Annotated in this window: 26 protein-coding genes and 1 tRNA gene; 5 read left to right on the top strand and 22 right to left on the bottom strand. The window is 63.0% G+C overall.

Annotated features, from left to right (window positions below):
* Positions 1 to 10: 10 nt before the first annotated feature.
* The 13 genes from E0501_RS11605 to E0501_RS11545 form a co-directional block, all read right to left on the bottom strand.
* Positions 11 to 1138 carry a DNA polymerase III subunit delta' gene (locus tag E0501_RS11605; RefSeq protein ID WP_137701512.1) on the bottom strand — a complete coding sequence of 376 codons (1128 nt, stop codon included), beginning with the start codon at positions 1136 to 1138 and terminating at the stop codon, positions 11 to 13.
* Positions 1135 to 1761, bottom strand: a complete 627-nt coding sequence (gene tmk / locus E0501_RS11600) for a dTMP kinase (RefSeq protein ID WP_137701511.1) — start codon at positions 1759 to 1761, stop codon at positions 1135 to 1137. Before tmk ends, E0501_RS11605 begins: the two co-directional genes overlap by 4 nt.
* Positions 1758 to 2927 carry a D-alanyl-D-alanine carboxypeptidase family protein gene (locus E0501_RS11595; RefSeq protein ID WP_137701510.1) on the bottom strand — a complete coding sequence of 390 codons (1170 nt, stop codon included), beginning with the start codon at positions 2925 to 2927 and terminating at the stop codon, positions 1758 to 1760. Before E0501_RS11595 ends, tmk begins: the two co-directional genes overlap by 4 nt.
* A 13-nt stretch (positions 2928 to 2940) precedes the next feature.
* The gene (locus E0501_RS11590; protein ID WP_137701509.1) at positions 2941 to 3828 is read right to left on the bottom strand and encodes an SPOR domain-containing protein; all 888 of its coding nucleotides are present in this window, start codon (positions 3826 to 3828) and stop codon (positions 2941 to 2943) included.
* Positions 3829 to 4050: 222 nt separating this feature from the next.
* A complete protein-coding gene (locus E0501_RS11585) occupies positions 4051 to 4968 on the bottom strand; it encodes a helix-turn-helix transcriptional regulator (protein WP_137701508.1) in 918 nt (305 codons plus the stop codon).
* Positions 4969 to 5058: 90 nt separating this feature from the next.
* The gene (locus E0501_RS11580) at positions 5059 to 5505 is read right to left on the bottom strand and encodes an acyl-CoA thioesterase (protein WP_137701507.1); all 447 of its coding nucleotides are present in this window, start codon (positions 5503 to 5505) and stop codon (positions 5059 to 5061) included.
* Positions 5506 to 5507: 2 nt separating this feature from the next.
* Positions 5508 to 6695: a benzoyl-CoA 2,3-epoxidase subunit BoxA gene (boxA, locus tag E0501_RS11575; RefSeq protein ID WP_137701506.1), complete on the bottom strand. Its 1188-nt coding sequence runs from the start codon at positions 6693 to 6695 to the stop codon at positions 5508 to 5510.
* Positions 6692 to 6877: a hypothetical protein gene (locus E0501_RS11570; RefSeq protein ID WP_137701505.1), complete on the bottom strand. Its 186-nt coding sequence runs from the start codon at positions 6875 to 6877 to the stop codon at positions 6692 to 6694. The genes boxA and E0501_RS11570 overlap by 4 nt, the downstream gene beginning before the upstream one ends.
* A gap of 82 nt (positions 6878 to 6959) precedes the next feature.
* Positions 6960 to 8411, bottom strand: coding sequence for a benzoyl-CoA 2,3-epoxidase subunit BoxB (gene boxB / locus E0501_RS11565; RefSeq protein WP_137701504.1), 1452 nt, complete (start codon positions 8409 to 8411; stop codon positions 6960 to 6962).
* A gap of 91 nt (positions 8412 to 8502) precedes the next feature.
* Positions 8503 to 10161, bottom strand: coding sequence for a 2,3-epoxybenzoyl-CoA dihydrolase (boxC, locus tag E0501_RS11560; protein WP_137701503.1), 1659 nt, complete (start codon positions 10159 to 10161; stop codon positions 8503 to 8505).
* Between the two features lie 106 nt (positions 10162 to 10267).
* Positions 10268 to 10786, bottom strand: coding sequence for a DUF309 domain-containing protein (locus tag E0501_RS11555; protein WP_137701502.1), 519 nt, complete (start codon positions 10784 to 10786; stop codon positions 10268 to 10270).
* The gene (locus E0501_RS11550; protein ID WP_137701501.1) at positions 10783 to 11607 is read right to left on the bottom strand and encodes an alpha/beta fold hydrolase; all 825 of its coding nucleotides are present in this window, start codon (positions 11605 to 11607) and stop codon (positions 10783 to 10785) included. Before E0501_RS11550 ends, E0501_RS11555 begins: the two co-directional genes overlap by 4 nt.
* On the bottom strand, positions 11607 to 13148 hold the full coding sequence (locus E0501_RS11545) for a benzoate-CoA ligase family protein (protein ID WP_137701500.1): 1542 nt from the start codon (positions 13146 to 13148) through the stop codon (positions 11607 to 11609). Before E0501_RS11545 ends, E0501_RS11550 begins: the two co-directional genes overlap by 1 nt.
* Positions 13149 to 13421: 273 nt before the next feature.
* Here E0501_RS11545 and E0501_RS11540 point away from each other — a divergent pair.
* Positions 13422 to 13511, top strand: a tRNA-Ser gene (locus E0501_RS11540).
* A 42-nt stretch (positions 13512 to 13553) separates the two neighbouring features.
* Here E0501_RS11540 and ureG read toward each other — a convergent pair.
* The 7 genes from ureG to E0501_RS11505 are packed head-to-tail and all read right to left on the bottom strand — an operon-like array spanning position 13554 to position 18455.
* Entirely contained in the window at positions 13554 to 14165 is a 612-nt protein-coding gene (gene ureG / locus E0501_RS11535) for an urease accessory protein UreG (RefSeq protein ID WP_137701499.1), read from the bottom strand.
* Positions 14162 to 14809 (bottom strand): urease accessory protein UreF, encoded by a 648-nt coding sequence (locus tag E0501_RS11530; protein WP_137701498.1) that lies wholly within the window; start codon positions 14807 to 14809, stop codon positions 14162 to 14164. Before E0501_RS11530 ends, ureG begins: the two co-directional genes overlap by 4 nt.
* A complete protein-coding gene (locus tag E0501_RS11525; protein ID WP_137701497.1) occupies positions 14799 to 15272 on the bottom strand; it encodes an urease accessory protein UreE in 474 nt (157 codons plus the stop codon). The genes E0501_RS11530 and E0501_RS11525 overlap by 11 nt, the downstream gene beginning before the upstream one ends.
* An 11-nt stretch (positions 15273 to 15283) precedes the next feature.
* Positions 15284 to 17044 carry an urease subunit alpha gene (gene ureC / locus E0501_RS11520; protein WP_137701496.1) on the bottom strand — a complete coding sequence of 587 codons (1761 nt, stop codon included), beginning with the start codon at positions 17042 to 17044 and terminating at the stop codon, positions 15284 to 15286.
* Positions 17044 to 17349: an urease subunit beta gene (locus E0501_RS11515; protein ID WP_137701495.1), complete on the bottom strand. Its 306-nt coding sequence runs from the start codon at positions 17347 to 17349 to the stop codon at positions 17044 to 17046. Before E0501_RS11515 ends, ureC begins: the two co-directional genes overlap by 1 nt.
* A gap of 8 nt (positions 17350 to 17357) precedes the next feature.
* Positions 17358 to 17660, bottom strand: coding sequence for an urease subunit gamma (locus E0501_RS11510; protein WP_137701494.1), 303 nt, complete (start codon positions 17658 to 17660; stop codon positions 17358 to 17360).
* Between the two features lie 3 nt (positions 17661 to 17663).
* Positions 17664 to 18455: an urease accessory protein UreD gene (locus E0501_RS11505; RefSeq protein WP_137701493.1), complete on the bottom strand. Its 792-nt coding sequence runs from the start codon at positions 18453 to 18455 to the stop codon at positions 17664 to 17666.
* Between the two features lie 281 nt (positions 18456 to 18736).
* Here E0501_RS11505 and E0501_RS11500 point away from each other — a divergent pair, with 281 nt between their 5' ends.
* Genes E0501_RS11500 through E0501_RS11485 form a run of 4 tightly spaced genes read left to right on the top strand, consistent with a single transcriptional unit; the run spans position 18737 to position 22656 of the window.
* On the top strand, positions 18737 to 20161 hold the full coding sequence (locus E0501_RS11500; protein WP_137701492.1) for a circularly permuted type 2 ATP-grasp protein: 1425 nt from the start codon (positions 18737 to 18739) through the stop codon (positions 20159 to 20161).
* Between the two features lie 4 nt (positions 20162 to 20165).
* Positions 20166 to 21107, top strand: coding sequence for an alpha-E domain-containing protein (locus E0501_RS11495; protein WP_137701491.1), 942 nt, complete (start codon positions 20166 to 20168; stop codon positions 21105 to 21107).
* Between the two features lie 6 nt (positions 21108 to 21113).
* Positions 21114 to 21911 (top strand): transglutaminase family protein, encoded by a 798-nt coding sequence (locus E0501_RS11490; protein WP_137701490.1) that lies wholly within the window; start codon positions 21114 to 21116, stop codon positions 21909 to 21911.
* Positions 21912 to 21918: 7 nt separating this feature from the next.
* Positions 21919 to 22656: a proteasome-type protease gene (locus E0501_RS11485; RefSeq protein WP_205123488.1), complete on the top strand. Its 738-nt coding sequence runs from the start codon at positions 21919 to 21921 to the stop codon at positions 22654 to 22656.
* A gap of 27 nt (positions 22657 to 22683) precedes the next feature.
* On the opposite strand, the gene E0501_RS11480 is transcribed toward E0501_RS11485, so the two are convergent.
* Together E0501_RS11480 and E0501_RS11475 are read right to left on the bottom strand one after the other, a co-directional pair.
* A complete protein-coding gene (locus tag E0501_RS11480) occupies positions 22684 to 24693 on the bottom strand; it encodes a TRAP transporter permease (RefSeq protein ID WP_137701489.1) in 2010 nt (669 codons plus the stop codon).
* A gap of 90 nt (positions 24694 to 24783) precedes the next feature.
* Positions 24784 to 25938 (bottom strand): TAXI family TRAP transporter solute-binding subunit, encoded by a 1155-nt coding sequence (locus E0501_RS11475; RefSeq protein WP_235857822.1) that lies wholly within the window; start codon positions 25936 to 25938, stop codon positions 24784 to 24786.
* Positions 25939 to 25964 lie beyond the last annotated feature (26 nt).

The following is a 25964-nucleotide window of genomic DNA, read 5'->3' as shown; positions in this document are numbered from 1 at the left end:
CGGCGCGGGGTCAGCCCCTCGCGGTTTGCTGTATCCTGAAGATCGTATCAAGGATCAGCGCCGCAGGGTCAAGGTTGACGGCCCGTCCATGCCGCATCCGCCCGCCCAACTCTTCGGCCATGTCCGCCCATCGGCGCGCATGTCTTGCGTCGGACGCCAGGCGCATCAGCATCTCGCCTTCGCCGGGCGCTGCTTCCGGTATGGGCGGTTGCGCCATCGCACCGGTGCGCGCCAGCCTTGCCAAAAACAGCTGGATCATTCCGATCAGGATATCCAGTTTCGCCTCACCGCTACGGGCCGCCGCCGCTTCGGCCATCGACAAGGCCGCGCTGCGGTCAAGCTTGGGCAGGTCGCGGAACAGATCCACCAGCGCACCATAGATTTCAAGCCCGCCCAGGTTGGTCAGCCGCACCGCCTCGCCCACCGAGCCGGCCGCAAGGGCCGCCAGCGCATCGGTCATCTCGACAGGCGTCTCCATGGCCTGGTCCAGCGCATGGCGCATATCTTCGGCCGATAGCGGCACCAGCCGCAGTTCGCGGCAGCGCGACCGGATCGTTGGCAACAACCGCGACGGCTGATGCGACACCAGGAACATCACGGTCTTCGCTGGTGGCTCTTCGAGCATTTTCAACAGCGCATTGGCCGCCTGCGTGTTCATCTCGTCGGCGCTGTCGACGATCACCACGCGTCGTCCACCCTCCGCGGCCGAGAGGGTAAGGAACGGTGTAAGAGCCCGGATATCCTCGACAGAAATAACGTCGCGCATTCGCCCGGTTTTCGGGTTCGGGCTGCGTGTCACGTGCTTCAAGCCAGGCTCGGATCCGGCCATGATACGCCGCGCCACGGGGTGTTCCGGGTCGATGTCGATGCTCTCGGGGGTGGGCGGCGCATCGCCGAAAAGGCCGCCATCATCCGCTTCGGGCGTCGCCAGAAGGAAACGCGCGAGCGCCCAGGCCAGCGTGGCTTTGCCCACTCCGCGCGGCCCTGTCAGCAGCCAGGCGTGATGCAGGCGCCCGGAATTGTAGGCCTCCAGGAATGCCGCCTCGGCCGCGGACTGGCCGAACATCCGCGATGTTTCGCGCGGATGCGGGGCTCCTTCTACTCTGTCGGGTTCGGGCAGCTCGGCAGCATCGCTCATCGCAGATGCTCCAGCACGATCCGCGCCACATCCTCGGCCACAGCATCGATTTCGCGGCCTGCGTCCACCACACGAAAACGCTCGGAAAACTCTTCGGCCAGGGCCAGGAAACCCTGCCGCATCTGCGCCTGCAGCCCTTCGCCGAAATCTTCGAAACGCTCCTCGGCGGTCGCGCGGGCCTTGGCGCGCTGATGGCCCAGCCCCGGATCCATGTCGAACAGCAATGTCAGGTCGGCCTCGGTTCCGATCATCAATTCATGCAGGGCATCGACCTGCGCGCGCAGGTCTCCGCGGCTCAGCCCCTGGTACATCCGCGTACTGTCGACGAAACGGTCGCAGATCACCACCTTGCCCGCTTCAAGCGCCGGCCAAATGGTCCGCTCCAGGTGGTCACGGCGCGCCGCCGTGAAAAGCAGGATCTCGGTTTCCGCCGACCAGCGGTCGGGATCGCCTTCCAGGACCAGTGCGCGGATTTCCTCCGCCCCGGGTGAACCACCGGGCTCACGCGTCAGAAGCGTATCATAGCCTTCCTCGCGCAGGCGCCCGTCCAGGTGTCTTGCCTGTGTTGACTTTCCCGACCCGTCGATGCCTTCGAAGGTGATAAACCTGCCTGCACCGTTCAAAACGCGCCCTCGGGACCCTTGTTGAGACGGTCGATCAGGATGCTCGACACGGTCTTCATGCGCACCATGAACCCGCCCCTCTGCACATCACGATCGGCAACCAGTTTCACGCGGGTCTCCTCAAGGCCCTCGGGCCGGATGATCAACTCGGCCAGCTCCTGGCCTTTCCGGATCGGCGCGCTGAACGGGCCGGTATAGACAATCTCGGCCGGAACCTTGTCGGCGCCCAGCACGGGCACCAACGTGCTCACATCCTCCTGCGCGGCCAATCCGACCGTCGGCGTCTCACCCATCCACACCTCGGCCTCGGTCAGGATCTCGCCTTCCCTGATCACCTGCTTCTGGGCAAACTGGCGAAAGGCCCAGTTAACGATGGCCTCGGCCTCTTCAGCACGCGCCTGCGCCGTATCCAGGCCCGAAACCACGAAGATCACGCGCCGGTCTCCCTGGACAGCCGATCCGACCAGACCATAACCCGCCTCGTTCGTGTGCCCCGTCTTGAGGCCATCTGCCCCGATGCCTAGGCCCAGAAGAGGATTCCGATTACGCGCATTCTGCGGTGCGCGCCCGTCGAACTTGAATTCCTGCTCGGCGAACATCGGGTAGAATTCCGGGAAGTCGCTGATGATCCGGTTCGCCAACAACGCCAGGTCCCGCATGCTCATCCGGTGACCCGGGGCCGGCCAACCATTGGAATTGGCAAAGGTCGAGTTGGTCATACCCATCTGCTGGGCGCGTTGCGTCATGAACCGCGCGAAACCCGCCTCGGTGCCGTCCGGGCTCAGCGCCTCCGCGATCACCGCGCAGGCATCATTGCCTGACAGCACGATAATCCCGCGCAGCAGGTCTTCGACCTTTACCCGGTCCGTGGTATCCAGGAACATCGTCGATCCGCCATAGCTCATCGCGTGACTGGAAACCGGCAACCGTTCGCCAACAGACAGCCGGCCATCACGGATTGCCTCGAAGGCCACATAAAGCGTCATCAGCTTGCTCATCGAAGCCGGAGGCAATGGCTGATCGGCGTTTTTCGACAAAAGAACGGTCCCGGTCGTCTGGTCCAGCACGAAGGCCGCGCGCGCCTTGGTTTCGAAGGCATTGGCAGGCAGGGCAAACAGCAACAGGGCCAGAAGGCCGGGAAATAGGCGATTGATCAGTCCAGGCATGGGCGACTCAGGCTCAGTTCGTCACGAAATATGCGTCAGTAAAGCCCGATGCCTTGATCTTTTTCAACAGCGCCGCCCGTTCCGCGCTGTTAGTTGCCGGTCCGACCAGAACCCTCCAGAAGGTCTTGCCCTTCAGCTTCTGCTTCTTGACCGTCGGCACCATGCCCGCCTGCCGCATCGCGACCGCGGTGTTGTTGGCGTTCTTCTCGACGCTGAATATCCCGATCTGGATATAGGGCTTGGCAAGCCCTGAGGGCTTCGGCTTGGCGGCGGGTTTCGGCGCAGCAGCGGCGGCAGCGGCAGTTTGCGTGTCCTGCGCCGCGGCCGCGTCGATCGCTGCCGCGGCGCCGGCCACCGGGTCAAGCGCCGTGGCTTTCACCTCGTCCGGGGCATCGAGCGCTGCGGTTTCTTCAACCGGTGGTTCTTCGGCCACTTCCTCGCGGCGCAGTGCCGTCACGTTGAGTTGCGACGGTTGACCGGCCAGCATGCCTAGGGCCTCGGCCGCATCCGACGACACCTGAAGACGCGGTCCAGGGTTTTCTCGCTCGCGCCGGAACAGCGCACCGACGACGAACTTGTTGTTGCTCGTGTTGCGAATGATCACCCGTTCGGGGTCTTTCACGTCCGGATGCGCCACCCAGACGCCCCCCAGCGATGGTCGCCCGTCCCACAAACCGGCCTCGGTCACCTGGAACACCTCGGGCGCCTCGACATCGCGCTCAACGGTCTTGCCGCCTGCGCTGGTTGCTGCAACGCCATCTTCGGCTTCTGCCGGTTTTTTCTGAAACAGGTTGAAATTCGCGCCCTCTTCGCAGGCCGAAAGCGCCATCAGCACCCCGATAGAAGCGGCCAGCCGTCCGGCGCGCACCGGTCCGTTCTTGCTCAACGCTTTGAACTTCATGCGTTTTCCTCTGCCCGATATGGCCTGTTGTTGTTCCGGATAGACCGGTATTTCGCCATGCACGTCCTCATGCCCTGTCCGCGCAACCGCAGTCAAAGCAACTTCAGTTTAGCGTGATGAAGGCGTCATGGAAAGTCTGCGCACCGACTTCGGCGGATTTTCCCGCACCCACGGCCCAGCATATCGCGAATTTCGGCCCCGTGTCCGGATGCAGCCCCGAAATCAGGCCAGAAACCTGTGGCGCTCGATCACGTCCAGCAGATCGTGCAGCGACTCCTCCGGCGTTCGCCCTGCCGTATCCACCTGCGCAAGCGCCTTTTCATAAAGCGGCTCGCGGCTCGACAGGATCGCACGCAGCTGGTCCATCGCCTCAGGCATGCCCGCCATTGGTCGCTCGTCGCCCTGCTCGCGCACACGGGTCATGTGCTCTTCTGGCGACGTGCGAATCCAGATCGTGTGAAAATGGTTCAGCAACATGCCGAAGGTTTCCGGGTCTGCCACGATCCCGCCTGCCACAGCCAGGATCATCGTATCATGCGTTTCGATCACGCGGCGCAGCGCCTGCGCCTCGAGGTTGCGGTACCCGTCCTGCCCGTAAAGCGCCATCACCTCGTCAATGGGCATGCCGCTGTGTTCCTCGATATCGCGGTTCAACTCGACGAAGGGGATATTCAACGCCGCGCCTGCCATCCGGCCCAATGTCGATTTGCCGGCACCTCTCAACCCGATCAGGCAGACCCGCTGTGCCCGCGCAGTATGAAACTCGATCGCGTTCAGCGTCTCCAGAACCGTGGTCTGAACCTTCGCATTGGCCACCCGGAACAGCCGCGCCACCTTCACCACGTCCGACGTCCACGGGTCATCCTCGCCCACCAGCCATTCTATGCGGTGATCCAGCGCGCTCGCGACCCGTTGCAGGAGCCCGATCGAAATATTGCCCGCTCCGGCTTCAAGCTGTGCCAGGTAGCGCGGCGACACGCCAGATTTTTCCGACAGCACCCGGCGCGGAATTCCCTTGCGCTCGCGCGCGCGGCGCACACGCTCGCCAACGCGTTTCAGCAATGCTTCGGCAGCGATATCAGCCGAGGCTTCATCATGCAGCCGCGCAACCTCGCCACGGAAATTGGTGATCTCGGACATTCGCACCCTACATGAAAAATAATGCACAAAACATAGCGCCCATTTGCATCTGAATCAATTGATCCAGCGCAACCCGCCATGCAATACGCACTATTTTTCAGGCATTTCCACGATCAGCGGTTCGACGATCTCGCGGATTTCAGCGGGTGCGCCGCGCGGGGCAAAGCTTTCCGAGACGATGAAAACGCACACGAACTGCCCTTCGAAACACAGCTTGCCGTCCTGATATCCCTCGACCCGGAACGCGATCGAGCTATTGCCCAACCGGGTCGGCGCCACCGTGCAAATCAGTCGGTGGCGCGGGGTGATCACGTGCCGGAAATCCAGGCTCATATGCACGAAGGGCGTGCCATAGCCCCGGTCCAGTTCCATCTGGTACCAGCCATCCCCGCCCAGATGGTGCTCCCACCAGGCATTGATCGCATCCAGCGCCCAGTTCGGGATCCGCCCTGTATAGGCAATCTTGGCCGGATCGCAGTCGCCCCAGGTAACGCGAATTTCGTGTTCAAAGGGCGGCTGGCCCGATCTGGTCTTCATATTCAGTATGTTTCCACGTGATAGCGCCCTTCGCTGCGCATCACGTCGCGCAGGGCGGCCCAGGGTTGCCCGATGCTCTCGGCGATGTTGGTCAGCGCATGTTCCACGCCTTCCTCCATGCCTTTCAGGCCGCAGATGTAGATATGCGTGTTGGGGTCGGTCAACATTTCGGCCACGGCTTCTTCCTCGGCCATCATCCGGTCCTGCACGTATTCCTTGGGTTGGCCGTCCACGCGGGAATAGACCAGGTGCTGCTTGAGCAGTGCCTCGGGCACTTTCTTCAACGGCCCGAAATAGGGCAGGCTCTCCGGGTTCCGCGCGCCGAAGAACATCAGCATGCCACCCGATTTGCCACCAACCGCACGCTGGCGGCGCATGGTGAAGGCGCGCATCGGCGCGCTTCCAGTGCCCGTGCACACCATCAGAAGCCGCGCATCCGCATCGTCCGGCATCAGGAAGGTCGCTCCGAACGGTCCGGTCAGCTGAACTTCGTCGCCCTTTTCCAGATCGCAGACATAGTTCGAGCAGAGACCGCCCTGTTCGCGCTTCACCGTCAGGGAAATGTTGTTGTAGTTGGGACGTTCGCCATCGCGCGGGCTGGAAATCGAATAGAGACGCGGCAGGTGCGGCTTGCCGCTTTCATCCTCGCCCGGCGGGATTATCCCCACGCTCTGCCCCTCCAAAACCGGGAAAGGCTGCCCGCCCAGATCCAGGATGATGTGGCGCACGTCGTGATCGGGATCATCGGTCAGCCGGTAGTTGCCCTGCACCTTGGCCACGGCGGGTTTTCCCAGCGTGTAGAGGTTGACCGACGGCTTGGCCGCCGATCTGGGCGCCACGGCCTTGCCGCCCGCGCCAGCATGGGCTTCGGCCAGCAGGGCCGCCATCGCCTCGTCGATCGCTTCCAGGCCTGTCTCGGCCTCACTCTGACCCAGGTCTTCCTGCTCGGGCAGTTCTGTCCATTCGAACTGCTCTTCCAGCGAATAAGGCGTGTTCACCACCCGCCATTCATCGATCGAACCGGTCGGGCACACCGGGATGCAATCCATGCAGAAATTGCACTTCTCGGCATCCACCACGACATTCATGTCATCATGGGTGATCGCTTCGATCGGGCAGGTCATCTCGCAGGTGTAGCAGCGGATGCAGATTTCCGGGTCGATCAGGTGTTGTTTGACAGGCTTGTTCATACCGTCTCACGCTTACTCTTCAGAACGACTTCCGGCACGATCATCGCCTCGATCAATTCCTTGCACAGGCCACGGCAGTTGGTGCAGCCCACGCAGGGCACGCCCAACCGCGCCACGCGGTCGGCAATCGCCTTGGAATGGCGTGTCTCGCCCCGGCTTCTGGTGATATTCATCGCGGTCATACCGGTTCTCCCTGTTTAAGGCGCCCGGAACGTGCTGCCACGCTCCGGGCGCGCGGGTCCTTGCTTCAGATCAAGGACCGGATCACGCCATGGCAAGCTTCACGTATTCGAAGTCGCCCGGCTTGTTGTCGATGCCCACCTTCGGCGGCGCAATCCAGCGGGCGTATTTACCCGGCTCGTATTCCGGCTTCATCAGCGACTGGATGAAATCGCCGTCGGCATGGCTGGGCAGCCAGTTCGGCTCGCCCGCGTCATACTCGGCACCGCTCACGAAATTGCCTTCGGGATCGATCAGCTTGTCGGCAAAGACTCCAATCTTCCGGTTGAACGCCTCGTGCGGCAGCTTCAGCTCGAAGTCGATCCCGGACTTCTCGATGATCTTGTTCCAGCGTCCAACGCCACCGGCGGCATCGCGGGTGTAGTCGTCGCGCAGGCGCATGTTGATTGCCGTCAGGGCCGGCACCTCGTGCTGGACGATCTTGCCGTCGACGATATCCCAAACCTTGTAGGTGTCGCCCGTCAGCTTGTGATCGTCAGTCAGGCGATGCTCCTGGTAGCGGCCCTTGATCCCCGCGTTGAACGCGTTGGCCGCGTTGGTCGACACTTCCTGCCCGAACAGATCAAGGCTGAGCGTATAATGCAGGTTCAGCTTCTTCTGGATCAGCGGCAGGTCAATGACGCCCAGCGCACGGATACGGTCGATCTCATAGGGATCTTCGATGCCGTTTTCCTTCATCACCTCGCAGGTGCGCTGGATGGTGCGGCCCACGCCGGTTTCACCCACGAACATGTGGTGCGCTTCCTCGGTCAGCATGAAGCGACAGGTGCGGCTCAGCGGGTCAAAGCCCGATTGCGCCAGGCTTTCCAGCTGCATCTTGCCGTCGCGGTCGGTGAAATAGGTGAACATGAAGAACGACAGCCAATCCGGCGTCTCCTCGTTGAACGCACCCAGCATCCGCGGCGCCTCTTCGCTGCCCGACTGGCGTCGCAGCAGGTCATCGGCCTCTTCGCGGCCATCGCGGCCGAAATACTTGTGCAGCAGGTAAACCATGGCCCACAGGTGGCGGCCCTCTTCCACGTTCACCTGGAACAGGTTGCGCATGTCGTAAAGCGACGGCGCGGTCAGCGCCAGAAGCCGCTGTTGCTCCACGCTTGCCGGCTCGGTGTCGCCCTGGATCACGATCAGGCGCTTGAGCATGTTGCGATACTCGCCCGGAACCTCCTGCCAGGCGGGCTCGCCGGCATGCTCACCACAAGGGATGCGGCGGTCCTCGACCTGCGGCGCCAGCAGAACGCCCCAGCGGTATTCCGGCATCTTCACATAGTCGAACTTGGCCCAGCCTTTCGGATCAACGGACACGGCTGTTCGCAGGTAGACCAGCGATTCCTGGAAATTCTGCGGAATGAGCTTGTTCCACCAGTCGATATAGCCCGGATGCCATTTTTCCAGCGCCTTCAGCACCTTCTTGTCAGAGCTCAGCCCCACGTTGTTGGGTATCTGCGTGTCGTAACTCACGTTGATCAGGTCAAGCATATCGTTCCTCCTTGTCGCCGGACCGGCGGGCTGAAGCCCGCCGTACCCCGGTGGTTACCGTAGGCCGGGCTTCAGCCCGGCATTGCTGTCGTCATACGCGTTGCATGTTATAGTCGCCCCGCACCCCGGTGCCATAACGCTGAAGTGCGCCATCGGGGCCAACCGCGTTGGGGCGGTTGAAAATCCAGTTCTGCCAGGCGGTCAGCCGGCCAAAGATGCGGGTTTCCATCGTCTCGGGCCCGGCAAAACGCAGGTTCGCTTCCATCCCCGTCATCGCATCGGGGCTGAAGCTCGCACGTTCTTCCATGAAGATGCGGATTTCGTCCTCCCAGTCGATGTCGTCCAGGATATAGGTCACAAGGCCCAGCTCGTCGGCCTCTTCGGCCTCCAGCGCTTCGCCGATGCGCCCCTTCGCACCCTCGACCGAGGCCTCGTCGCCCCAGAACCGGGTCTGCAGCCGGGTCAGGTCATTGCCCATCGGGTATTGCCCGAAATTGCTCTCCGCCAGGGTCACCGTCGCCATCGGCCGGTTATCCCCCTCGAACTCGTCTTCCATCATGTAGGACCGGTCGACCGCGAAGAGCAGTTCGGCCAGAACACCGGCAAAGCAAGAACCGTGCTCAACCAACGCCACCAGGCTACGCGAGGTCACATCGACCCGTTTCAGCACCCGCTTCCACAATTGCAGCACTTCGTTGGCCAGCCAGTGATCCTTGTTCGCAAGCATCAATGCCTCATGCGCAAGAACCTTTTCGGGATCGCCCTGAGTGCGGATAACCCACAGGCCCTGCTCCATCTCGTTCAGTCGCAGGTGCAGGATCGCATCGTCCAGTTCGCGCGCGGCCCGCAGCATCCAAGCCTCGGCACCCTGCGCGGTGAACGCATCCATATCTGCCGGCGCGTCATCCTGCGGACCGTTGATCGTGATGGTCGCCTTGCGCGCATCACGGTCCAGTTCCACCTCGACGGTCGAATACGTCACCGAGTCGGTACCGATTTCGCGCTTGAGCGGCGTCAGTGCGATACCGGTCAGATTGTTCGGCCGCGATGACGCCGCCGCAAACTCGCGCGCCCGTTCGGCAACGACTTCATCGAACCGGGAATTCGGCACCACCTCGTCAACCAGCTTCCATTCCTTCGCGCGCTCACCGCGAATGCCTTCCTCCATCGCGCAGAAAACATCTGCCCGGTCACGGCGCACCTGCCGCTTGTCGGTCACCCGGGTCAAGCCACCTGTCCCCGGCAGCACCGCCAGAAGCGGCACCTCGGGCAGCGCCACGCTGGACGAGCTGTCATTGGTCAGCATGATGTAGTTGCAGGCCAGCGCCAACTCATAGCCGCCGCCGGCGCACGAGCCCTTGACCGCGGCGATGTACTTCTGGCCGCTGTCGGCCTCCGCCGCCTCATAGGTGTTACGCGTCTCATTGGTGAATTTGCAGAAATTCACCTTGTGGGCATGCTCAGCCCCGCCCAGCATGCGGATGTTTGCGCCGGCGCAGAACACGTTGTCCTTGCCCGAACGCATCACCACGACTTTCACCTCGGGATGTTCGAACCGCATCCGCTGCACGATATCGCTCAGCTCGATATCAACGCCGAGATCGTAGGAATTGAGCTTGAGCTGGTAGCCCTCGAACAGTCCGCCATTCTCATCCACATCCATGTACAGATTGGCAATCGGCCCGTCATACTCGACACGCCAGTGGCGGTACTTCGAAGGATCCGTCTGGAAATCAATCATCTTGGTCATCGCGCATCCCCTCTCGAGGCCTCCCTTTTGATGCAGCATAGTTACAAAACCCCACAAAGTAAACCGACACATGCATAATACTGCAAACCCTAATTCATTGAAATAATTACCTATCCCTCAAAACGCTGATTTTCTGATCCAAAAGTTTATGCATTATTTTGCATATTTCCGAATCGTCCGCTTTTATTCCCGCGCTTACCCCGAGCAAGTCGCCCGGATCGATTCCCAGCACCTGCCCGCGTCCCCTACGGTCCGCTTCCCCTGCATGGCGCGACGCCTCTCCCAGCAGTCGCGCGGCAGCCTTTTCCCGCCCCATTCGCAGTTTCAAACCTGCGTTGGCCAATTGGATGATCGCCTGCACCAGTTCCCGCTCGGCCGTATTATGCGGCAAGGCCATCCAGAGCGCTTCGAGAACTTCATGCGCCTCCCAGAAAAACCCCTTGGCAAGATAGTGCTTCCCGCACCGCCAGGCCGGGCAGGCAGACAATTCATGCACTGACATGCCTGGCCGCGCGGTCTCGCGAATTGCATCGAACATGCCCTCGGGATGGCGTGGCGTTTGCCCTGGCACGTAGGCATAAGGCGGCAATGCGGTCTGGCAATGCACCGGCATGCGCTGCATCATATTCCCTCGGGTTCCGCCGCCTCGATCCGCTCAAGCCGCGTGGTGAAATCCGAAATGGCGGTCAACACCTTTTCGGGCTGGTCGAATTGCGGCGAGTGGCGGCAATCGCTCAGGATCAGCGTTTCAACCGGAGCATAGGCCCGCGTTGCGATCTCGTCGATCTGGGCCAGCGTACCGTATTGATCGCCCTCGCCCTGGATCGCCAGCACGGGAACGCGCAGGTAGTCGATCACGTCCGCCACGTTCCACGTCCTGAACCCCGGCGCCAACCAGCTATCGTTCCAGCCGCGAAACGCGTTGTCCGGATCCTTGTGATACTTGGCCATTTTCTCGCGCAGATCGGTTGTCTCATAGGCGTCGCGCGCCTTCTCGATCTCGGCCAGGCCTATCTCTTCGGTGAAGAAATGCGGCGCCATCAGCACCAGGCCCCGCACCCGGAAATCCTCGACACTGCCGGCATGAATCGCGGCGATCGTGGCGCCGTCGCTATGCCCCAGCAGGATGCCGCGTTGGAACCCGATGGCGTCCAGCACATCGGGCAGCACATCCACCGCCTCTCGTGTCATATAGTCCAGCGGCCAAGGCAGCGGGTTGGCATCCGACTGGCCATAACCCGCACGCGAATAGACGAACACCCCCATCCCGGTGGCATGCGCCAGCGCCTCGGGAAAACCCCGCCACAGCGCGACACAACCCAGCCCTTCATGCAACAGAACGATCGTGGGCGCCTCGTGCGGCGCGGGGCCAACCGCACGGCATTCCAACCGCTTGCCGCCCGCCTCGACGAAGCCGCTTGCGCCGTCGCACCAGGCAAATGCCATCACGCCCCCTGCCGAAGCTTGAAGCGCTGGATCTTGCCGGTCGGGGTCTTGGGCAGTTCCTCAACAACCTCAACCCAGCGGGGGTATTTCCATTTGCCGATGCGCTCTTTCACGAATTCCTTCAGCGCATCCAGCGTGCCGTCATCCGCCCCGCTTTTCAGCACGACAAAGGCTTTCGGCTTTTCAAGATCCTCGGCATCGCGCCACGGCACCACCGCAGCCTCTAGAACGTTCGGATGCGATACCAGGGCCTGCTCAACCTCGAAGGGGCTCACCCAGATACCCGACACCTTGAACATGTCGTCGGTGCGCCCGCAATAGATGAACCGCCCGGCTTCGTTGCGCTCGTACTTGTCACCCGTGCGCGTCCATTCGCCCTCAAATGTCGCACGGCTCTTGCCTCGCTGGTTCCAGTATCCATCGGCCGCCGAAGCCCCACGGACCAGAAGTTCACCCACTTCGCCCGGGCCGACCTCATCGCCGCTTTCATCCACCAGGCGCACATCATAGCCGGGCACCGGCGTGCCCGATGTGCCATATTCGATATCCCCAGGCTTGTTCGACAGGAAGATGTGCAGCATCTCCGTCGACCCCACGCCATCCATGATGTCGGTGCCGCAAAGCTCTTTCCATTTCCGCCCGATCTCGGCCGGCAGCGCCTCACCAGCGGAAATAGATGTGCGCAGCGGCGCGTCGGGGCATTTGCCATCGGTTTCCCAGTAATGCAGCAGCGCCGCATACAGTGTCGGCACCCCGCAGAACACGGTCGGCTGCTCCTGCGCCAGAATGCTTGAAACCGTGTCGGGCGTCGGGCGACCGTTGTAGAGCACCGTCGTCGCACCCGCCGACATTGGAAAGGTCATTGCATTGCCAAGACCATAGGCGAAGAAGATTTTCGCGGCCGAGAAAACGGTATCATCCTCGCGGATTTTCAGGACCTGCGTACCATAGGTATCCGCCGTCGCCTTCAACGCGCCATGCACGTGCTTTACGCCCTTGGGCCGCCCGGTCGAGCCGCTGGAATAGAGCCAGAACGCCGTTTCGTCCTCCGAGGCCAGCGCAACCTCGCCCGGTTCGGCGCCGTCCATGAAATCGGCGTAGCTGCGTGTGCCATCGGGCGCGTCACCGCCCACCACGACAACGTCGCGGATGAACGGGTTGAGCGGCAATGCCTCTTTCACGGTGTCATAAAGCTCGGCCGACACCACCAGGCATGACGCACGGCTGTCATGGAAAATCTCGTCATATACCGATGTCGCCAAAAGCGTGTTGAGCGGGATCGGCACCACGCCGGCCTTCAGCGCACCCCAGAACGCTACCGGAAGCTCGATGACATCCAGCATCAGCAGCAAAACGCGTTCGTCACGGCGCATGCCGGCCCGTTGCAGCGCACCGGCGAAACGCGAACTCTGTTCGGCCAGTGCACCATAGGTGAACTGCCGCTTCTCACCCGCCGCCTCGCGGAACACGGGCTTGTTGGCCCGGCCTTCGGCGAGATGACGGTCCACGAAATATAGGGCCGCGTTCTGGTTCTCGGACATCTGTTTTCCTCCCTGTGTCGCCGCGCCTGTCTCCTCCCACAAGCGCGGCCATGACGAGTCGCCGGCTCACCGTGCGACTCGTCCTTATGCTATATAATGCACAGCACGCTTTTCGATGCAAGATAATGCGCACACTTACCATCTCGGTAGAAAAAGCCACCTGCACACTTTCCCTTCCGAAACACCTGTTCACCGATGACCGTCTACCTCATTTCCAGGCCGACGCGATCAGGTCTTCAAGAATCGTCAGCGCTCCTTTACGCACAGCGCACCGGAGGAGTGGCAGAGTGGTCGAATGCACCGGTCTTGAAAACCGGCGTGGGTTCACGCCCACCGTGGGTTCGAATCCCACCTCCTCCGCCATAAATCCAGTGTTACCCGAACCACATCGGCCAGGGCCGGACATCAAAGGCCCGCCAGGTCCTTGATCTTCGCTGCGATGACATCGGCCCCCGAATCGGACTTGAGAGAGGCAAAGACAAACGGGCGCCCGGCACGCACTCGGCTCGCGTCCCGCTCCATCACATCAAGCGACGCGCCGACATGCGGGGCCAGATCGACCTTGTTGATAATCAGCAGATCGGATTTCGTGATCGCCGGTCCACCCTTGCGCGGGATCTCTTCACCCGCGGCCACGTCGATAACATAAACCGTCAGGTCGGCAAGTTCCGGGCTGAACGTGGCCGACAGGTTGTCACCTCCCGATTCCACGAAGACGATCTCCAGGTCGGGATGGCGCCCGGTCATCTCGGCAATGGCCGCCAGGTTGATCGACGCGTCCTCGCGAATGGCGGTATGCGGGCAGCCGCCGGTTTCCACCCCGATGATCCGGTCCGACGGCAAAATCTGCATCCGCATCAAGGCCTCGGCATCTTCCTGCGTGTAGATGTCATTGGTGATGACCGCGACGGAAAACTCATCCTTCAGCCGCTGCGCCAGCCGCGCCGTCAGCGTCGTCTTGCCGGCCCCGACGGGACCACCGATTCCAATACGCAGCGGGCCATTCATCTGTGTCATGTCTGGAACAACCTCGGCTCAAGGTTTTCATGTTGCATCGCCGCGATATCCGACAGGAAGGCATTGCTGAAAATGTCGTCGCGCGTCGCCGCTTCCGCCACTTTTCCCAGGGCCGCGCACGCCGCCGCCAGCGATGCGATCACCTGCTGGCCTTCGGTCTGGCCCAGCGGCACGAGGCGCACCGCCGCCGAGACCAGATTGGCCACGAAGGCCTGCACGAACACGATCGCCGCCGGGGCCAGGTCGATCCCCGCGCGATGCGCGGCCTGTCCGAAGGCCAGCGGAAGCATGACCTCGGGCAGATCGAAACCCCAGACCGCGTTCGTCACCTGCCGGAACGCCGCCCCCTGGCGGCGGCTTTCCCGAAGGCGCTCCCGCGTGGCGGCGAACGCCGCAGCCAACGCGTCCAGCTCCTCAAGGGCGGCAGCACTCCCGGCCCGGTAGCCCAAGCCCAGCCAGACCGCCTCGCTTCGCGCCGATCCGTGCGCCAGCAACGCCCGCAGCCAGAGGCGAAGCGTGCCAGCATCTTTCACCCACCCCGCCCTGATCGCGGCTTCAAGCCCGTGTGAATAGGCAAACGCCCCTGTCGGATATCCGGGCGAGGCCCATTGGGCCAGCGTCAGCAAGCGATGATCAGGCGACATGCGCCGAGGCCCCGTGCTCATGCGCATGGGTCCGCCCGTGGCCATAGGCCCCACCCTCGGGGGTAAAGGGCGCTCTCATCGGCGTGATCGTCGCGCCAAGATGCTCCAGCATATGCGCAATGACCCGGTCCTCGCGGATCAGCAACCGGCCTGCCTCAATCTGGCAGGGCGTATGGCGGTTGCCGATATGCCAGGCCAGCCGCGGCAGGTCTGCGCCCTCGACGCATAGCAGCGCCTCCGGGGCCGCCACCACCTCGACCAGCCGCCCATCTTCCAGCTGCAGCGCATCACCATGCTCAAGCGATCGGGTCTGCGGAAAATCCGCGACCAGGGCCCAGCCATCCACCGTGATCAGTTTCTTGCGCCGGAAAAACCGCTCCTCATAGGTCATCTCGCACCGGGTGGCGGCCAGTGTCCAGCTGCCCGCCGGGTGAACCTCGTGCGCTACGGGAAGTCCGCTCATCTCATCCCTCCTCAGAACAGGAAATAGCGCTGCGCCATGGGAAGCTCTTCCGCCGGCTGGCAGGTCAGAAGCTCGCCATCGGCGCGCACGTCATAGGTTTCAGGGTCGACCTCGATCTCGGGTGTCGCATCGTTCAGCATCAGGTCGCGCTTGCCAATCCCGCGCGTGTTGCGCACCGCCACCGTCTGCTTGGCCAGCCCCAGCCGGTCGCCAACGCCCTCGGCCTGCGCGGCCGCGGATACGAAGGTCACCGCCGAATGCTCGACGCTGCGGCCATAGGCGCCGAACATCGGACGCGAATAAACGGGCTGCGGCGTCGGGATCGAGGCGTTGGGGTCGCCCATCTGCGCCATCGCGATACTCCCGCCCAGGATCACCATTTCGGGTTTCACCCCGAAAAACGCCGGATGCCACAACACAAGGTCGGCGCGCTTGCCTTCCTCGATGCTGCCAATCTCATGGGCGATGCCATGCGCGATCGCCGGGTTGATCGTGTATTTGGCCACGTATCGGCGGACTCGGAAATTGTCGTTGTCTCCCTGCTCCTCGGGCAGACGGCCGCGCTGCTTTTTCATCTTGTCCGCCGTCTGCCAGGTGCGGATCAGAACCTCGCCCACCCGGCCCATGGCCTGGCTGTCGCTGGCGATGATCGAAAACGCCCCCATGTCATGCAGGATATCCTCGGCCGCAATCGTCTCGCGCCGGATCCGGCTCTCGGCAAAGGCCACGTCCTCGGGGATCGACTTGTCCAGGTGGTGGCACACCATCAGCATGTCCAGATGCTCTTCCACCGTGTTCACGGTAAATGGCCTGGTCGGGTTTGTCGAAGACGGCAGCACATGCGCCTCACCGCAGATCTTGATGATGTCGGGGGCATGCCCGCCGCCTGCCCCTTCGGTGTGGAAGGCGTGGATCGTGCGCCCCTTCATCGCCTTCACCGTGTTCTCCACGAACCCGCTTTCGTTCAGCGTATCGGTGTGGATCATCACCTGCACGTCTAGGGCATCGGCCACCGACAGGCAGCAATCGATCGCTGCCGGGGTCGTACCCCAATCCTCGTGCAGCTTCAGGGCGCAGGCCCCGCCCTTGACCTGTTCTTCCAGCGCCGCGGGCAACGAGGCATTGCCCTTGCCCGCAAAGGCCAGGTTCATCGGAAACGCATCCGCTGCCTGCAACATCCGTCCGATATGCCAGGGCCCCGGCGTGCAGGTCGTGGCCAGCGTGCCATGCGCGGGCCCCGTGCCCCCGCCCAGCATAGTGGTCAGGCCGGAATGCAGCGCATCCTCGATCTGCTGGGGGCAGATGAAATGGATATGGCTGTCGAACCCGCCAGCGGTCAGGATGCGCCCTTCGCCCGCAATTGCCTCGGTCCCCGGCCCCACGATGATGTTTACCCCGGGCTGCGTGTCGGGGTTGCCGGCCTTGCCGATCTTCGCAATCCGCCCGTCCTTCAGGCCGACATCCGCCTTGTAGATACCGGTGTGATCGACGATCAGCGCATTGGTGATCACCGTGTCCACCGCGCCCTCGGCCCGGGTGACCTGCGATTGGCCCATGCCGTCGCGGATCACCTTACCGCCGCCGAACTTCACCTCTTCACCGTAAAGCGCGGCATTCGCGCCCGACCCGCCGGACGTGGCCGCACCTGCCAACTCGGCGGTCAGGTCGCGCTCGACCTCGATGATCAGATCGGTATCCGCCAGCCGCAGCCTGTCCCCCGTGGTCGGCCCGAACATGGCGGCATAGTCAGCGCGGGAAATCGTTGCCGGCATCAGAGCTCTCCCATCACGTGTTGATTGAACCCATAGATTCGCCGTGCCCCCGACACGGGGATCAGCCGCACCTCGCGCCGCTGACCCGGCTCGAACCGCACGGCGGTGCCTGCCGCGATATCCAGCCGCATGCCGCGCGCCGCCTCGCGATCGAACTCCAGCGCCGGGTTGGCTTCGGCAAAGTGATAATGGCTGCCCACCTGCACCGGACGGTCACCGGTATTGGCCACCATCACCGTGATCGCCTCTCGGTCCGCGTTCAGCGTGATATCGCCCTCGGCGGGAAAAATTTCTCCGGGGATCATCGGGCACCTCATCGGATCGGGTTGTGAACGGTCACCAGCTTGGTGCCGTCTGGAAAGGTCGCTTCGACCTGCACTTCGGGGATCATCTCGGGCACGCCGTCCATGCATTGCGCGCGGGTGATCACCTGCGCGCCCGCCTCCATCATGTCGGCGACCGAGCGGCCATCGCGCGCACCTTCCACCACCGCGTCGGTGATCAGCGCGATCGCCTCGGGATGGTTCAGCTTCACGCCCCGTGCCAGCCGCTTGCGCGCCACCTCGGCGGCCATCGCCACCAACAGCTTGTCTTTTTCCCTCGGGGTCAATTGCATGATTTACAAACTCCAGGATTTCGGAAGCGCCGCCCCAGCCAGCATTTCAAGACTCGGGATCAGCGCCTTGCGCAGGAAAAACGCGTCATCGGCGAGCAGGCGCAGCACCAGCACATCTTCTGACAAAAGGCTCGCTCCGCCGGTCCCCGGAAGGGCTCGCCGCACCGGTTGAAGCAGGCTCTCGGCGCGCGCAGACACCAGCACGGCGCTGGCCATCGCCCTGGCACCCATCGCCACCGCGGCCTGCCCAAGCTGGCGATCAATCGCGCCGTCCATATCGACGGCATCAAAGTAAAGCGGCCTTCCCTCGCGGCTGATCTCGATCCGGTCGCGAAACCGTGCCCGGGTCAGCCGCTCCTGCATCGCGATCCGGCCGAAAACCACCGGCTCCACCAGCAGAAGCTCTCCTCCGGGCTCTAGCGACACGCTCAATCGCCGCGCGACATCGGCGCCGTTGAACAGGATCAATTCCTGCGGCAGCCAATGAAGCACCGCGCCCTCCGCCACCCGAAGCCGCGATTCGATCCGCGCCTGCCCCGATTGGCTGCGATAGGCCCGCTCGGCAGCCTGCGTCGTCAGGGTCATCCGGCTGCCCGGACCCGCAGCCGCCTCGATGTCAAACTGGTCGCCGCCGGTTACCCCGCCCGCGGTATTCACGACAATCGCTTCCAGCGCCTGCCGTGCTGCCGGAAATGCCACCTTGGTCGCGCCGGAACAGCGAAACCCGTCGATCACGCTGCGACCGCCACGCGCCTTCGCGCTCAACCGCAGCGTCCCGAAGGATCGTGGCGGCATTGGGGTGGCCGCAGCGGGCACATGTCCCGGATGAATGGAAACTGTCATAAGTGTCACGGTCTCGAGTTGCGCGATCACGCTGACCGGAACGCCGTCCACTTTCCACGTCAGGCGTGGCTACCGCTGGGCTGCAAAATGGATACGCACAAATAAAGGGCGCTTCGCCCAAAATAGTGGCGAATGCCGGCTGAAATCGCTGTATTATCGGTTCAGACTTCTGCCGATTTCAGCACAGACCCGGTTCGGTCTATGCTCTGGTTAATGCCAGGAAGGGCCGACACATGAATCAGACACCTGTTTTCGACGAAATGTGGGGCAGCGATGATACCCTTCGGCAGCCCTACGCAAGCTTCCACGACTGGTTCCGCGATGAATCCGCGGCGCACCTGCGCGCCAAGCAACGCGACGCTGAGGAACTGTTCCGCCTGACCGGCATTACCTTCAACGTCTACGGCAAGGCCGAGGCCGAAGAACGCCTGATCCCCTTCGATATCATTCCCCGCATCATATCGGGCACGGAATGGCACCGCCTGTCACGCGGCATCGACCAGCGCGTGCGCGCGATCAACGCCTTCCTGCACGACATCTACCACAAGCAGGAAATCATCAAGGCCGGCCGCATCCCCGAAGAGATGATCAGCCAAAACGACGCCTTCCTCCCGCACATGATCGGGGTCGAGCCGCCGGGCGGCGTCTACACCCATATCGTCGGCATCGACCTGGTGCGCACCGGCCCGAATGATTTCTACGTTCTCGAAGACAATGCCCGCACCCCCTCGGGCGTCAGCTACATGCTCGAGAACCGCGAAACCATGTTGCAGATGTTCCCCGAGCTGTTCTCGCAGAACCGTGTGCAGCCGGTCGAGACCTACCCGGCCAACCTGCGTCGCTCGCTCGCCGCCTGCGCGCCGCCTGCCGGCAGCGGCGATCCGGTCGTCGCGGTGCTCACCCCGGGCATCTACAACTCGGCCTATTTCGAACACGCTTTCCTGGCCGACCAGATGGGCGTGGAACTGGTCGAAGGCCATGATCTGCGGGTGGTCGACGGACGCGTCGCCATGCGCACCACGCGCGGCTACAAACCGATCGATGTTCTCTACCGCCGTGTCGATGATGATTTCCTCGATCCGCTCAACTTCAACCCCGAAAGCGCGCTTGGCGTGCCGGGCATCATGGATGTCTACCGCGCCGGCGGCATCACCATCACCAACGCCCCCGGCACCGGCATCGCCGATGACAAGGCGATCTACAGCTACATGCCCGAGATCGTCGAATTCTACACCGGCGAACGCCCGCTCCTGCAGAACGTGCAAACGTGGCGCTGCTCCGAACCCGAGGCGCTGGCCTACGTGCTCGACAATCTCGAAGACCTCGTCGTGAAAGAAGTCCACGGCTCGGGCGGCTACGGCATGCTGATCGGCCCCACCGCGACCAAGAAGGATCTTTCCGCTTTCCGGCGCAAGCTCAAGGCACGTCCGGCCAACTACATAGCCCAGCCCACGCTCAGCCTCTCGACCGTGCCGATCTTCTCGCGCGCCGGGCTCACGCCCCGGCATGTCGATCTGCGCCCCTTCGTCCTGGTCAGCCCCGGCGAGATCAAGATCACACCGGGCGGCCTCACTCGGGTCGCGCTGAAAAAGGGCTCGCTTGTGGTCAACTCGTCCCAGGGCGGCGGCACCAAAGACACCTGGGTTCTGGAGGACTGAGCGCATGCTGGGCAAAACCGCAAACGGCCTGTTCTGGATGTCGCGCTATCTCGAACGCGCCGAGAACACGGCGCGGCTCATCGAAACGGGCCAGCGCATCGCGCTCACCCGCCTCGGCGATGCGGACGAGGAATGGAGTTCGGTCCTGCAGTCAGCCGGCGCGCTCTCGGCTTTTCAGGCCTCCAACGAAGACCTCAGCAAGGATACCGCCATCAACTGGTTGCTGCGCAACCGCGATAATCCGTCCTCCATCCTCTCCTGCATCGAAACCGCCCGCCAGAACGCCCGCCTTGTGCGAACCGCGATCACCGGCGAAGTCTGGGAGGCGATCAACGCTACCTACATGAACGCCAGAACCGCGCTGGCCCGCAAAGTGTCCGAACGCGATCTCCCCGAGGTGCTGCGCACCATCCGCCAGAACACCGCGCTTGTCCGCGGCATGACCCACGGTACGATGCTGCGCAACGAGATCTACGATTTCATCCGCATCGGCACCTTCCTCGAACGTGCCGACAACACGGCCCGCATTCTCGACGTGAAATATTACGTGCTGCTGCCCTCGGCCAGCGCGGTGGGCACTTCGCTCGACAACGTGCAATGGGAAAGCATCCTGCGCTCGGTCTCCGCGCGCGGCGGCTTCCGCATGGAATACGGGGCCGGCGCCGGAACCCAGGAAATCGCGCATTTCCTCATCCTCGACAAACGCATGCCGCGCAGCCTCGCTTTCTGCGTAGGTAAGCTGAAGGACAACCTGCGCTATCTCAACAACAGCGGCTCCAGACCCACGCCATCACAGGCACAGGTCAACAAGCTCGAATCCTACTATCTCTCCCACGACATCGCCGCGATCTTCGACTATGGCCTGCACGAATACATTCAGAAGATGCTTGAAATGCTGTCCCGGCTGGCCCTTCAAATCGAACAGGATTTCCGTTTCTATGAGTGATCCCACATGCGCCTGAAAATTCATCACACCACGCGGTACCACTTCGACGACCCGGTTACCTTCGCCCTGCAGCAGGTGCGCAAGACCCCCAAAAACTCGCACCAGCAACACGTGATGAACTGGCACACCACCATCTCGGGCGGGCGCAAGGAGCTCTCCTTCGAGGACCACCATCACAACACGACCGAACTGATAAGCTTCGATAGCGCCACCCGCGAGCTTGAACTCATCTGCGAGGGCGAGGTCGAGCTGTCCGACACCCACGGGATCGTCGGGCGCCACCGCGGCCCGGCGCCGCTCTGGCTCTATCAAAAGGCCACCCCCCTAACCGAGGCCCGCGCCGGGGTCCGCGATCTGATCCAGGGCGTCGATGCCGAAAACGGCATCGACGCCCTGCACGGGCTGTCCGCGCGCATTCGCGACACCGTCGCCTATACCATCGGCGCCTCCTACCCGGATTGGAGCGCCGAAGAGGCGATCGCCGCAGGCGCGGGCGTCTGTCAGGACCATACCCACATCTTCCTCGCCTGCGCCCGCCGCTTGGGCCTGCCGGCGCGGTATGTGTCGGGCTATCTCATGCTCGACGACCGCACCAGCCAGGAGGCCATGCACGCCTGGGCCGAGGCCCATATCCCCGATCTCGGCTGGGTCGGTTTCGACGTCTCCAACGGCATTTCCCCCGATGCCCGTTACGTGCGTGTCGCAACGGGGCTGGACTATTCCGATGCCGCGCCTGTATCTGGCACCCGGATTGGCGGTGCCGGCGAACGGCTCGAGGTCCAGATCGACGTGGCGCAGCAGTGAGGCGGCAATGACCTATTGCGTGGGAATGATGCTCGACCAGGGGCTGGTGTTCATGTCCGACACCCGCACCAATGCCGGGCTCGACAACATCTCGACCTTTCGCAAGATGACCATCTGGGAAGAGCCGGGCGACCGCGTGATCACGCTTTTGTCCTCGGGCAACCTCGCCACCACCCAAGCCGTGGTCAGCCTGCTCGAAGAACGCACCAAGACGCGCGAAGACCGCACGCCGACGCTTCTGGGTGTGCCGTCGATGTTCCAGGCGGCGCGGCTGGTGGCCGACACCCTGCGCGAGGTGATCAGCCAGCACCGCGAAGCCGGCCAGCAGGCCGACAGCGCCTTCCAGGCCACGCTGATCCTTGGCGGTCAGGTCGCCGGTAGCCCCCCGCGCCTGTTCCTCATCTACCCCGAGGGAAATTTCATCGAGGCCGGACCCGATACCCCGTTCTTCCAGATCGGCGAAACCAAGTATGGAAGACCCATCCTCGTGCGCGCCTACGACCCGGCGATGAGCTTCGAAGAAACGATGAAACTCCTGCTCGTCAGTTTCGACTCAACGCTCAAGGCCAACCTGACGGTCGGTGCCCCGTTCGATTTTCATTTCTATGAAGCGGACAGCCTGAAATCCGGGTGGCAGGGCCGCATCACGCAGGACGACCCATATTTCCAGACCGTATCCAAGAGCTGGGGCGACGCGCTCAAGGACGCGCTGGACAGCCTGCCCGACTACGCCCAGCGTCCCTGACCCCGCGCAAGCGGCCGGTCCAGCGCATCAAATCCCGGCGGCATTTCCCTCGGTGACAGCCGCGCGCTTGCCCGCGCGCCATGCAAAGCTCAGCGGGATGGCCGCGATCACGAAACCCGACAGCGTCAGAACCGTGTGGCTCATCCCGGCAACGCCGCCTGCCGGCGCGGCCACCAGAAGACCCGCGAAAAACAGGATCACCCGCATCGCAAAACTCACCGCGCCGGTGCCCAGCGGCCCGACAAAGCTGACATAGGCCTGCAGCGCCGCCGACAGGAACCACACGCCGATCAGCGCGCAGATCAGCACCACGATCACCTCGGGCGCGCTGCCCTGCCCGATCAGCGCCGGGTTCAGCACGAAGAAGAACGGCACGACATAGATCACGCCGCCCAGCTTCATCGCCTCAAAGCCGGTGCGCATTGCACTCGCCCCGGCCATCGTCGCGGCGGCAAAGGCGCCCAGCGCCACCGGCGGCGTGATGAAGCTCACCATGCCCCAGTAGAGAATGAAGAGATGCACCGCCAGCTCGTTCAACCCCGCCTGTACCAGCGCCGGCGCCAGCACCACCGCCAGGAAGATGTAGCAGGCGGTCACGGTCATCCCCATGCCGAAGATGAACGAGGTCACCGCCCCCATGATCAGCAGCATCGGCACCGAACTGCCCGCCATGTGCACCAATTCGTTGGCCAGTGGCCCGGTCAGCCCGGTGGCCTGGAACGCGCCGACGATCATGCCGATCCCCAACAGCACCGCCACCAGCTCCGAAAGCGTCCGCCCGACCGAAGCGATGACGTTCAGGAAGCCCTGCCACGACATCCGGTCGCCGCGGTTGAACTGGTTCACCACCAAAAGCAGCAGAACGGCATAGAACGGCGCCGTGGTCTCCCAGCGGAACGCCACCATCAGGAAAATCAAAAGCGCGAAAACCGCGATATAGAGCCACCCTTCGCGCAGCGTCTGGCCCAGCTTCGGCAGGTCCGCCCGCGCCATGCCTTTCAGGCCCCGCCGCGCCGAATAGGCGTCGATCTGCATGAAAAGGCCAAAGAAGTAGAGCAGCGACGGGATCGCCGCGGCCAGCATGATCTCGACATAGGGCCGGCTCAGCCATGACGCGATGACAAAGGCCGTGGCCCCCATGATCGGCGGCATCAGCACGCCGCCCGTCGACGCGCAGGCCTCGGTCGCCGCGGCATAGCGCGATGAAAACCCGGTCTTCTTCATCGCCGGAATCGACACCGCCCCGGTGGTCAGCACGTTCGAGATGACCGAGCCCGACATCGACCCCATGAACCCGCTGGCAAAGATCGAAACCTTCGCCGCGCCCCCGCGATAGCCGCCCACCAGCGACAGCGCGAGGTTGTTGAAGAACTTGCCGCCCCCGGTGAATTGCAGGATCGCCCCGAACAGGATGAAGCCGATCACCAGGTTGCCGAACGCGCGCATCGGAATGCCGAAAGACGCCTCGGACGAGATCATGAAATAGGGCACCACGTCCCAGAATGGCTGGGTAAATCCATTGAGCGGGTCAGGCACGTGCTCGGCGAATGTGGGATAAAGCGAAAACAGCAGGACGATACAAAACAGCATCATGCCCCCTGCCCGCCGCGTTCCCTCAAGGATCAACAGGTAAAACGCGATCGACATCCACACCGCTTGGTCCGGCGCGGCGTACTCCCAGCCCGAATCCAGGCTTTCATTAGCGGTCCATGTGAAATAGCCCGCGATCCCCAGCGTGACAAAGGACAGGATCCAATCATACCACGGCACCTTGGGCGATGGTGGCCCCCAGGCGCGGAAGGTGATGAAAGTCAGGCTCAGAAACAGCCCCGCCAGAAGGTAAAGATACATCCCTTCCAGAAAGGAATATCCCCCCAGCCGCAGGTTGAAGAGCTGGTTCACCGCCAGTCCGATGGCTGCCAGCGTGCAGATGATGATCATCCAGCGCGCCGCGCCGGTAAAGGTCAGCCGCTCTGCCGCGCGTTCGGCCTCGATTGCCGATCCGCCACGGTCATTGGCACGTTCGGTATCACTCATTGGGGTATCGCAATCCGGTGGCCCGGGCGGACCGGGCGGTTCAGGCATCGGGCGGGCCACTGCGGCCCGCCCGCTTGGTTCACGTCACGATCAGAAGACGACCGCGAAACCACCTGCTTTCAGCGCCTCGCGGCGCTTGGCGTCCCAGGCTTCTTCCCAGTTGTCGGGGGCCTCGGCCTTCAGCTCTTCCCACGCTTTCATCAGCGCGGCCTGGCGGGCGATCAGGTTATCGTTGTGGGCCTGATCGGCGTCGGTCCACTTGCCGATTTCCTTGTAATAGCGGATCGCGCCTTCATGATAGGGAGCCACCCACTGGAAATTCTGCTTGTCCAGCGCCCAGCCGTTGATGCCCGGCGCCTTGCCTTCGTAGGACGAAAAGAAGACATGCATCGCCTTTGTCATGTTGTAGGCCAGATCGGCATCCTGTTCGGCATAGGTCATCAGAACCGGATAGGCATAGCCCGCCGTCGGCGTGCCGTCGGTGCCGTCGATCGTGGCGCCCACCTTGGCCATCATCGGGCTGAAGAACGGCGCAATCGCCTTCATCCGCTCCAGGGCTTCGGTGTTGTTCGGGTCGATCGGCGGCCAGTACACGCCGCGCGGCCCCGATTCCGCCTCATAGGCCCGGCCCGAGTTGGTCGAGGCAAAGGCGGCATCGGTACTGCCATCGATCATGCCCTTCCAGCTGTCGCCGAACCCGCCGAACTCGACCACTTCCACGTCATCCCAGGTCAGTCCGCCATAGGCGAGATAGGCCTCGTTATTGACGTTCAGCGCCGGCGCGCCTTTCACCCAGCTCACCCGCAGCCCTTTCATGTCGGCATAGGTGAAGCCTTCGCATTTCGGCTTGCCGACCTTTTCACAGGCCTCGGCTGCCACGGCCATGGCCAGACCCACGGTGCCGCCATTGTTCGCCGCCAGAACGCGCACTGGCTGCGGGCCCCAGTTTTCGGCGCCGAACTGGAACACGCCCTCCTGGGCCATGAACGATCCGCCAACGCCGTTCGCGGAGAACTGCACCTTGCCCTGGCGCAGCGGTTCGGTGCGCGCGATATCGTTCTTGCCCGGCAGAACCCGCAGGTTCACGCCCGTGGCTTCCTGCAGCGCCGCGCCGATCGCGACCGACTGGTTGTACCCAGCCGACCCCGTGCCATAGGCCGTCCAGGCCAGTTGCGACGGCAGATCGACCTCCTGGGCCACAACCGGACCCGTCACGATACACAGCGCCGCTGCCAAAGATGTCATTCGCATGGTGATATACCTCCCATTAA

The sequence above is a fragment of the Marimonas lutisalis genome, assembly GCF_005434965.1.
Taxonomy (GTDB): Bacteria; Pseudomonadota; Alphaproteobacteria; order Rhodobacterales; family Rhodobacteraceae; genus Marimonas_A; species Marimonas_A lutisalis.
This window is presented reverse-complemented; position numbering and strand designations above follow the sequence as displayed.

Bases quoted from the DNA above. Each gene is read 5' to 3' on its own strand.
- E0501_RS11585 (WP_137701508.1), bottom strand. From the start codon at position 4,968: ATGTCCGAGATCACCAATTTCCGTGGCGAGGTTGCGCGGCTGCATGAT.
- E0501_RS11545 (WP_137701500.1), bottom strand. From the start codon at position 13,148: ATGTCCGAGAACCAGAACGCGGCCCTATATTTCGTGGACCGTCATCTC.
- E0501_RS11525 (WP_137701497.1), bottom strand. From the start codon at position 15,272: ATGAGCGGACTTCCCGTAGCGCACGAGGTTCACCCGGCGGGCAGCTGG.
- E0501_RS11475 (WP_235857822.1), bottom strand. From the start codon at position 25,938: ATGACATCTTTGGCAGCGGCGCTGTGTATCGTGACGGGTCCGGTTGTG.
- E0501_RS11510 (WP_137701494.1), bottom strand. From the start codon at position 17,660: ATGCAATTGACCCCGAGGGAAAAAGACAAGCTGTTGGTGGCGATGGCC.
- ureG (WP_137701499.1), bottom strand. From the start codon at position 14,165: ATGACACAGATGAATGGCCCGCTGCGTATTGGAATCGGTGGTCCCGTC.
- E0501_RS11495 (WP_137701491.1), top strand. From the start codon at position 20,166: ATGCTGGGCAAAACCGCAAACGGCCTGTTCTGGATGTCGCGCTATCTC.
- boxB (WP_137701504.1), bottom strand. From the start codon at position 8,411: ATGCTTGACCTGATCAACGTGAGTTACGACACGCAGATACCCAACAAC.
- E0501_RS11580 (WP_137701507.1), bottom strand. From the start codon at position 5,505: ATGAAGACCAGATCGGGCCAGCCGCCCTTTGAACACGAAATTCGCGTT.
- E0501_RS11605 (WP_137701512.1), bottom strand. From the start codon at position 1,138: ATGAGCGATGCTGCCGAGCTGCCCGAACCCGACAGAGTAGAAGGAGCC.
- E0501_RS11550 (WP_137701501.1), bottom strand. From the start codon at position 11,607: ATGGCATTTGCCTGGTGCGACGGCGCAAGCGGCTTCGTCGAGGCGGGC.
- E0501_RS11515 (WP_137701495.1), bottom strand. From the start codon at position 17,349: ATGATCCCCGGAGAAATTTTTCCCGCCGAGGGCGATATCACGCTGAAC.
- boxA (WP_137701506.1), bottom strand. From the start codon at position 6,695: ATGAACAAGCCTGTCAAACAACACCTGATCGACCCGGAAATCTGCATC.
- E0501_RS11485 (WP_205123488.1), top strand. From the start codon at position 21,919: ATGACCTATTGCGTGGGAATGATGCTCGACCAGGGGCTGGTGTTCATG.
- E0501_RS11500 (WP_137701492.1), top strand. From the start codon at position 18,737: ATGAATCAGACACCTGTTTTCGACGAAATGTGGGGCAGCGATGATACC.
- E0501_RS11570 (WP_137701505.1), bottom strand. From the start codon at position 6,877: ATGACCGCGATGAATATCACCAGAAGCCGGGGCGAGACACGCCATTCC.
- E0501_RS11555 (WP_137701502.1), bottom strand. From the start codon at position 10,786: ATGATGCAGCGCATGCCGGTGCATTGCCAGACCGCATTGCCGCCTTAT.
- E0501_RS11530 (WP_137701498.1), bottom strand. From the start codon at position 14,809: ATGTCGCCTGATCATCGCTTGCTGACGCTGGCCCAATGGGCCTCGCCC.
- E0501_RS11590 (WP_137701509.1), bottom strand. From the start codon at position 3,828: ATGAAGTTCAAAGCGTTGAGCAAGAACGGACCGGTGCGCGCCGGACGG.
- ureC (WP_137701496.1), bottom strand. From the start codon at position 17,044: ATGCCGGCAACGATTTCCCGCGCTGACTATGCCGCCATGTTCGGGCCG.
- E0501_RS11595 (WP_137701510.1), bottom strand. From the start codon at position 2,927: ATGCCTGGACTGATCAATCGCCTATTTCCCGGCCTTCTGGCCCTGTTG.
- E0501_RS11505 (WP_137701493.1), bottom strand. From the start codon at position 18,455: ATGCCGCCACGATCCTTCGGGACGCTGCGGTTGAGCGCGAAGGCGCGT.
- boxC (WP_137701503.1), bottom strand. From the start codon at position 10,161: ATGACCAAGATGATTGATTTCCAGACGGATCCTTCGAAGTACCGCCAC.
- E0501_RS11480 (WP_137701489.1), bottom strand. From the start codon at position 24,693: ATGAGTGATACCGAACGTGCCAATGACCGTGGCGGATCGGCAATCGAG.
- E0501_RS11490 (WP_137701490.1), top strand. From the start codon at position 21,114: ATGCGCCTGAAAATTCATCACACCACGCGGTACCACTTCGACGACCCG.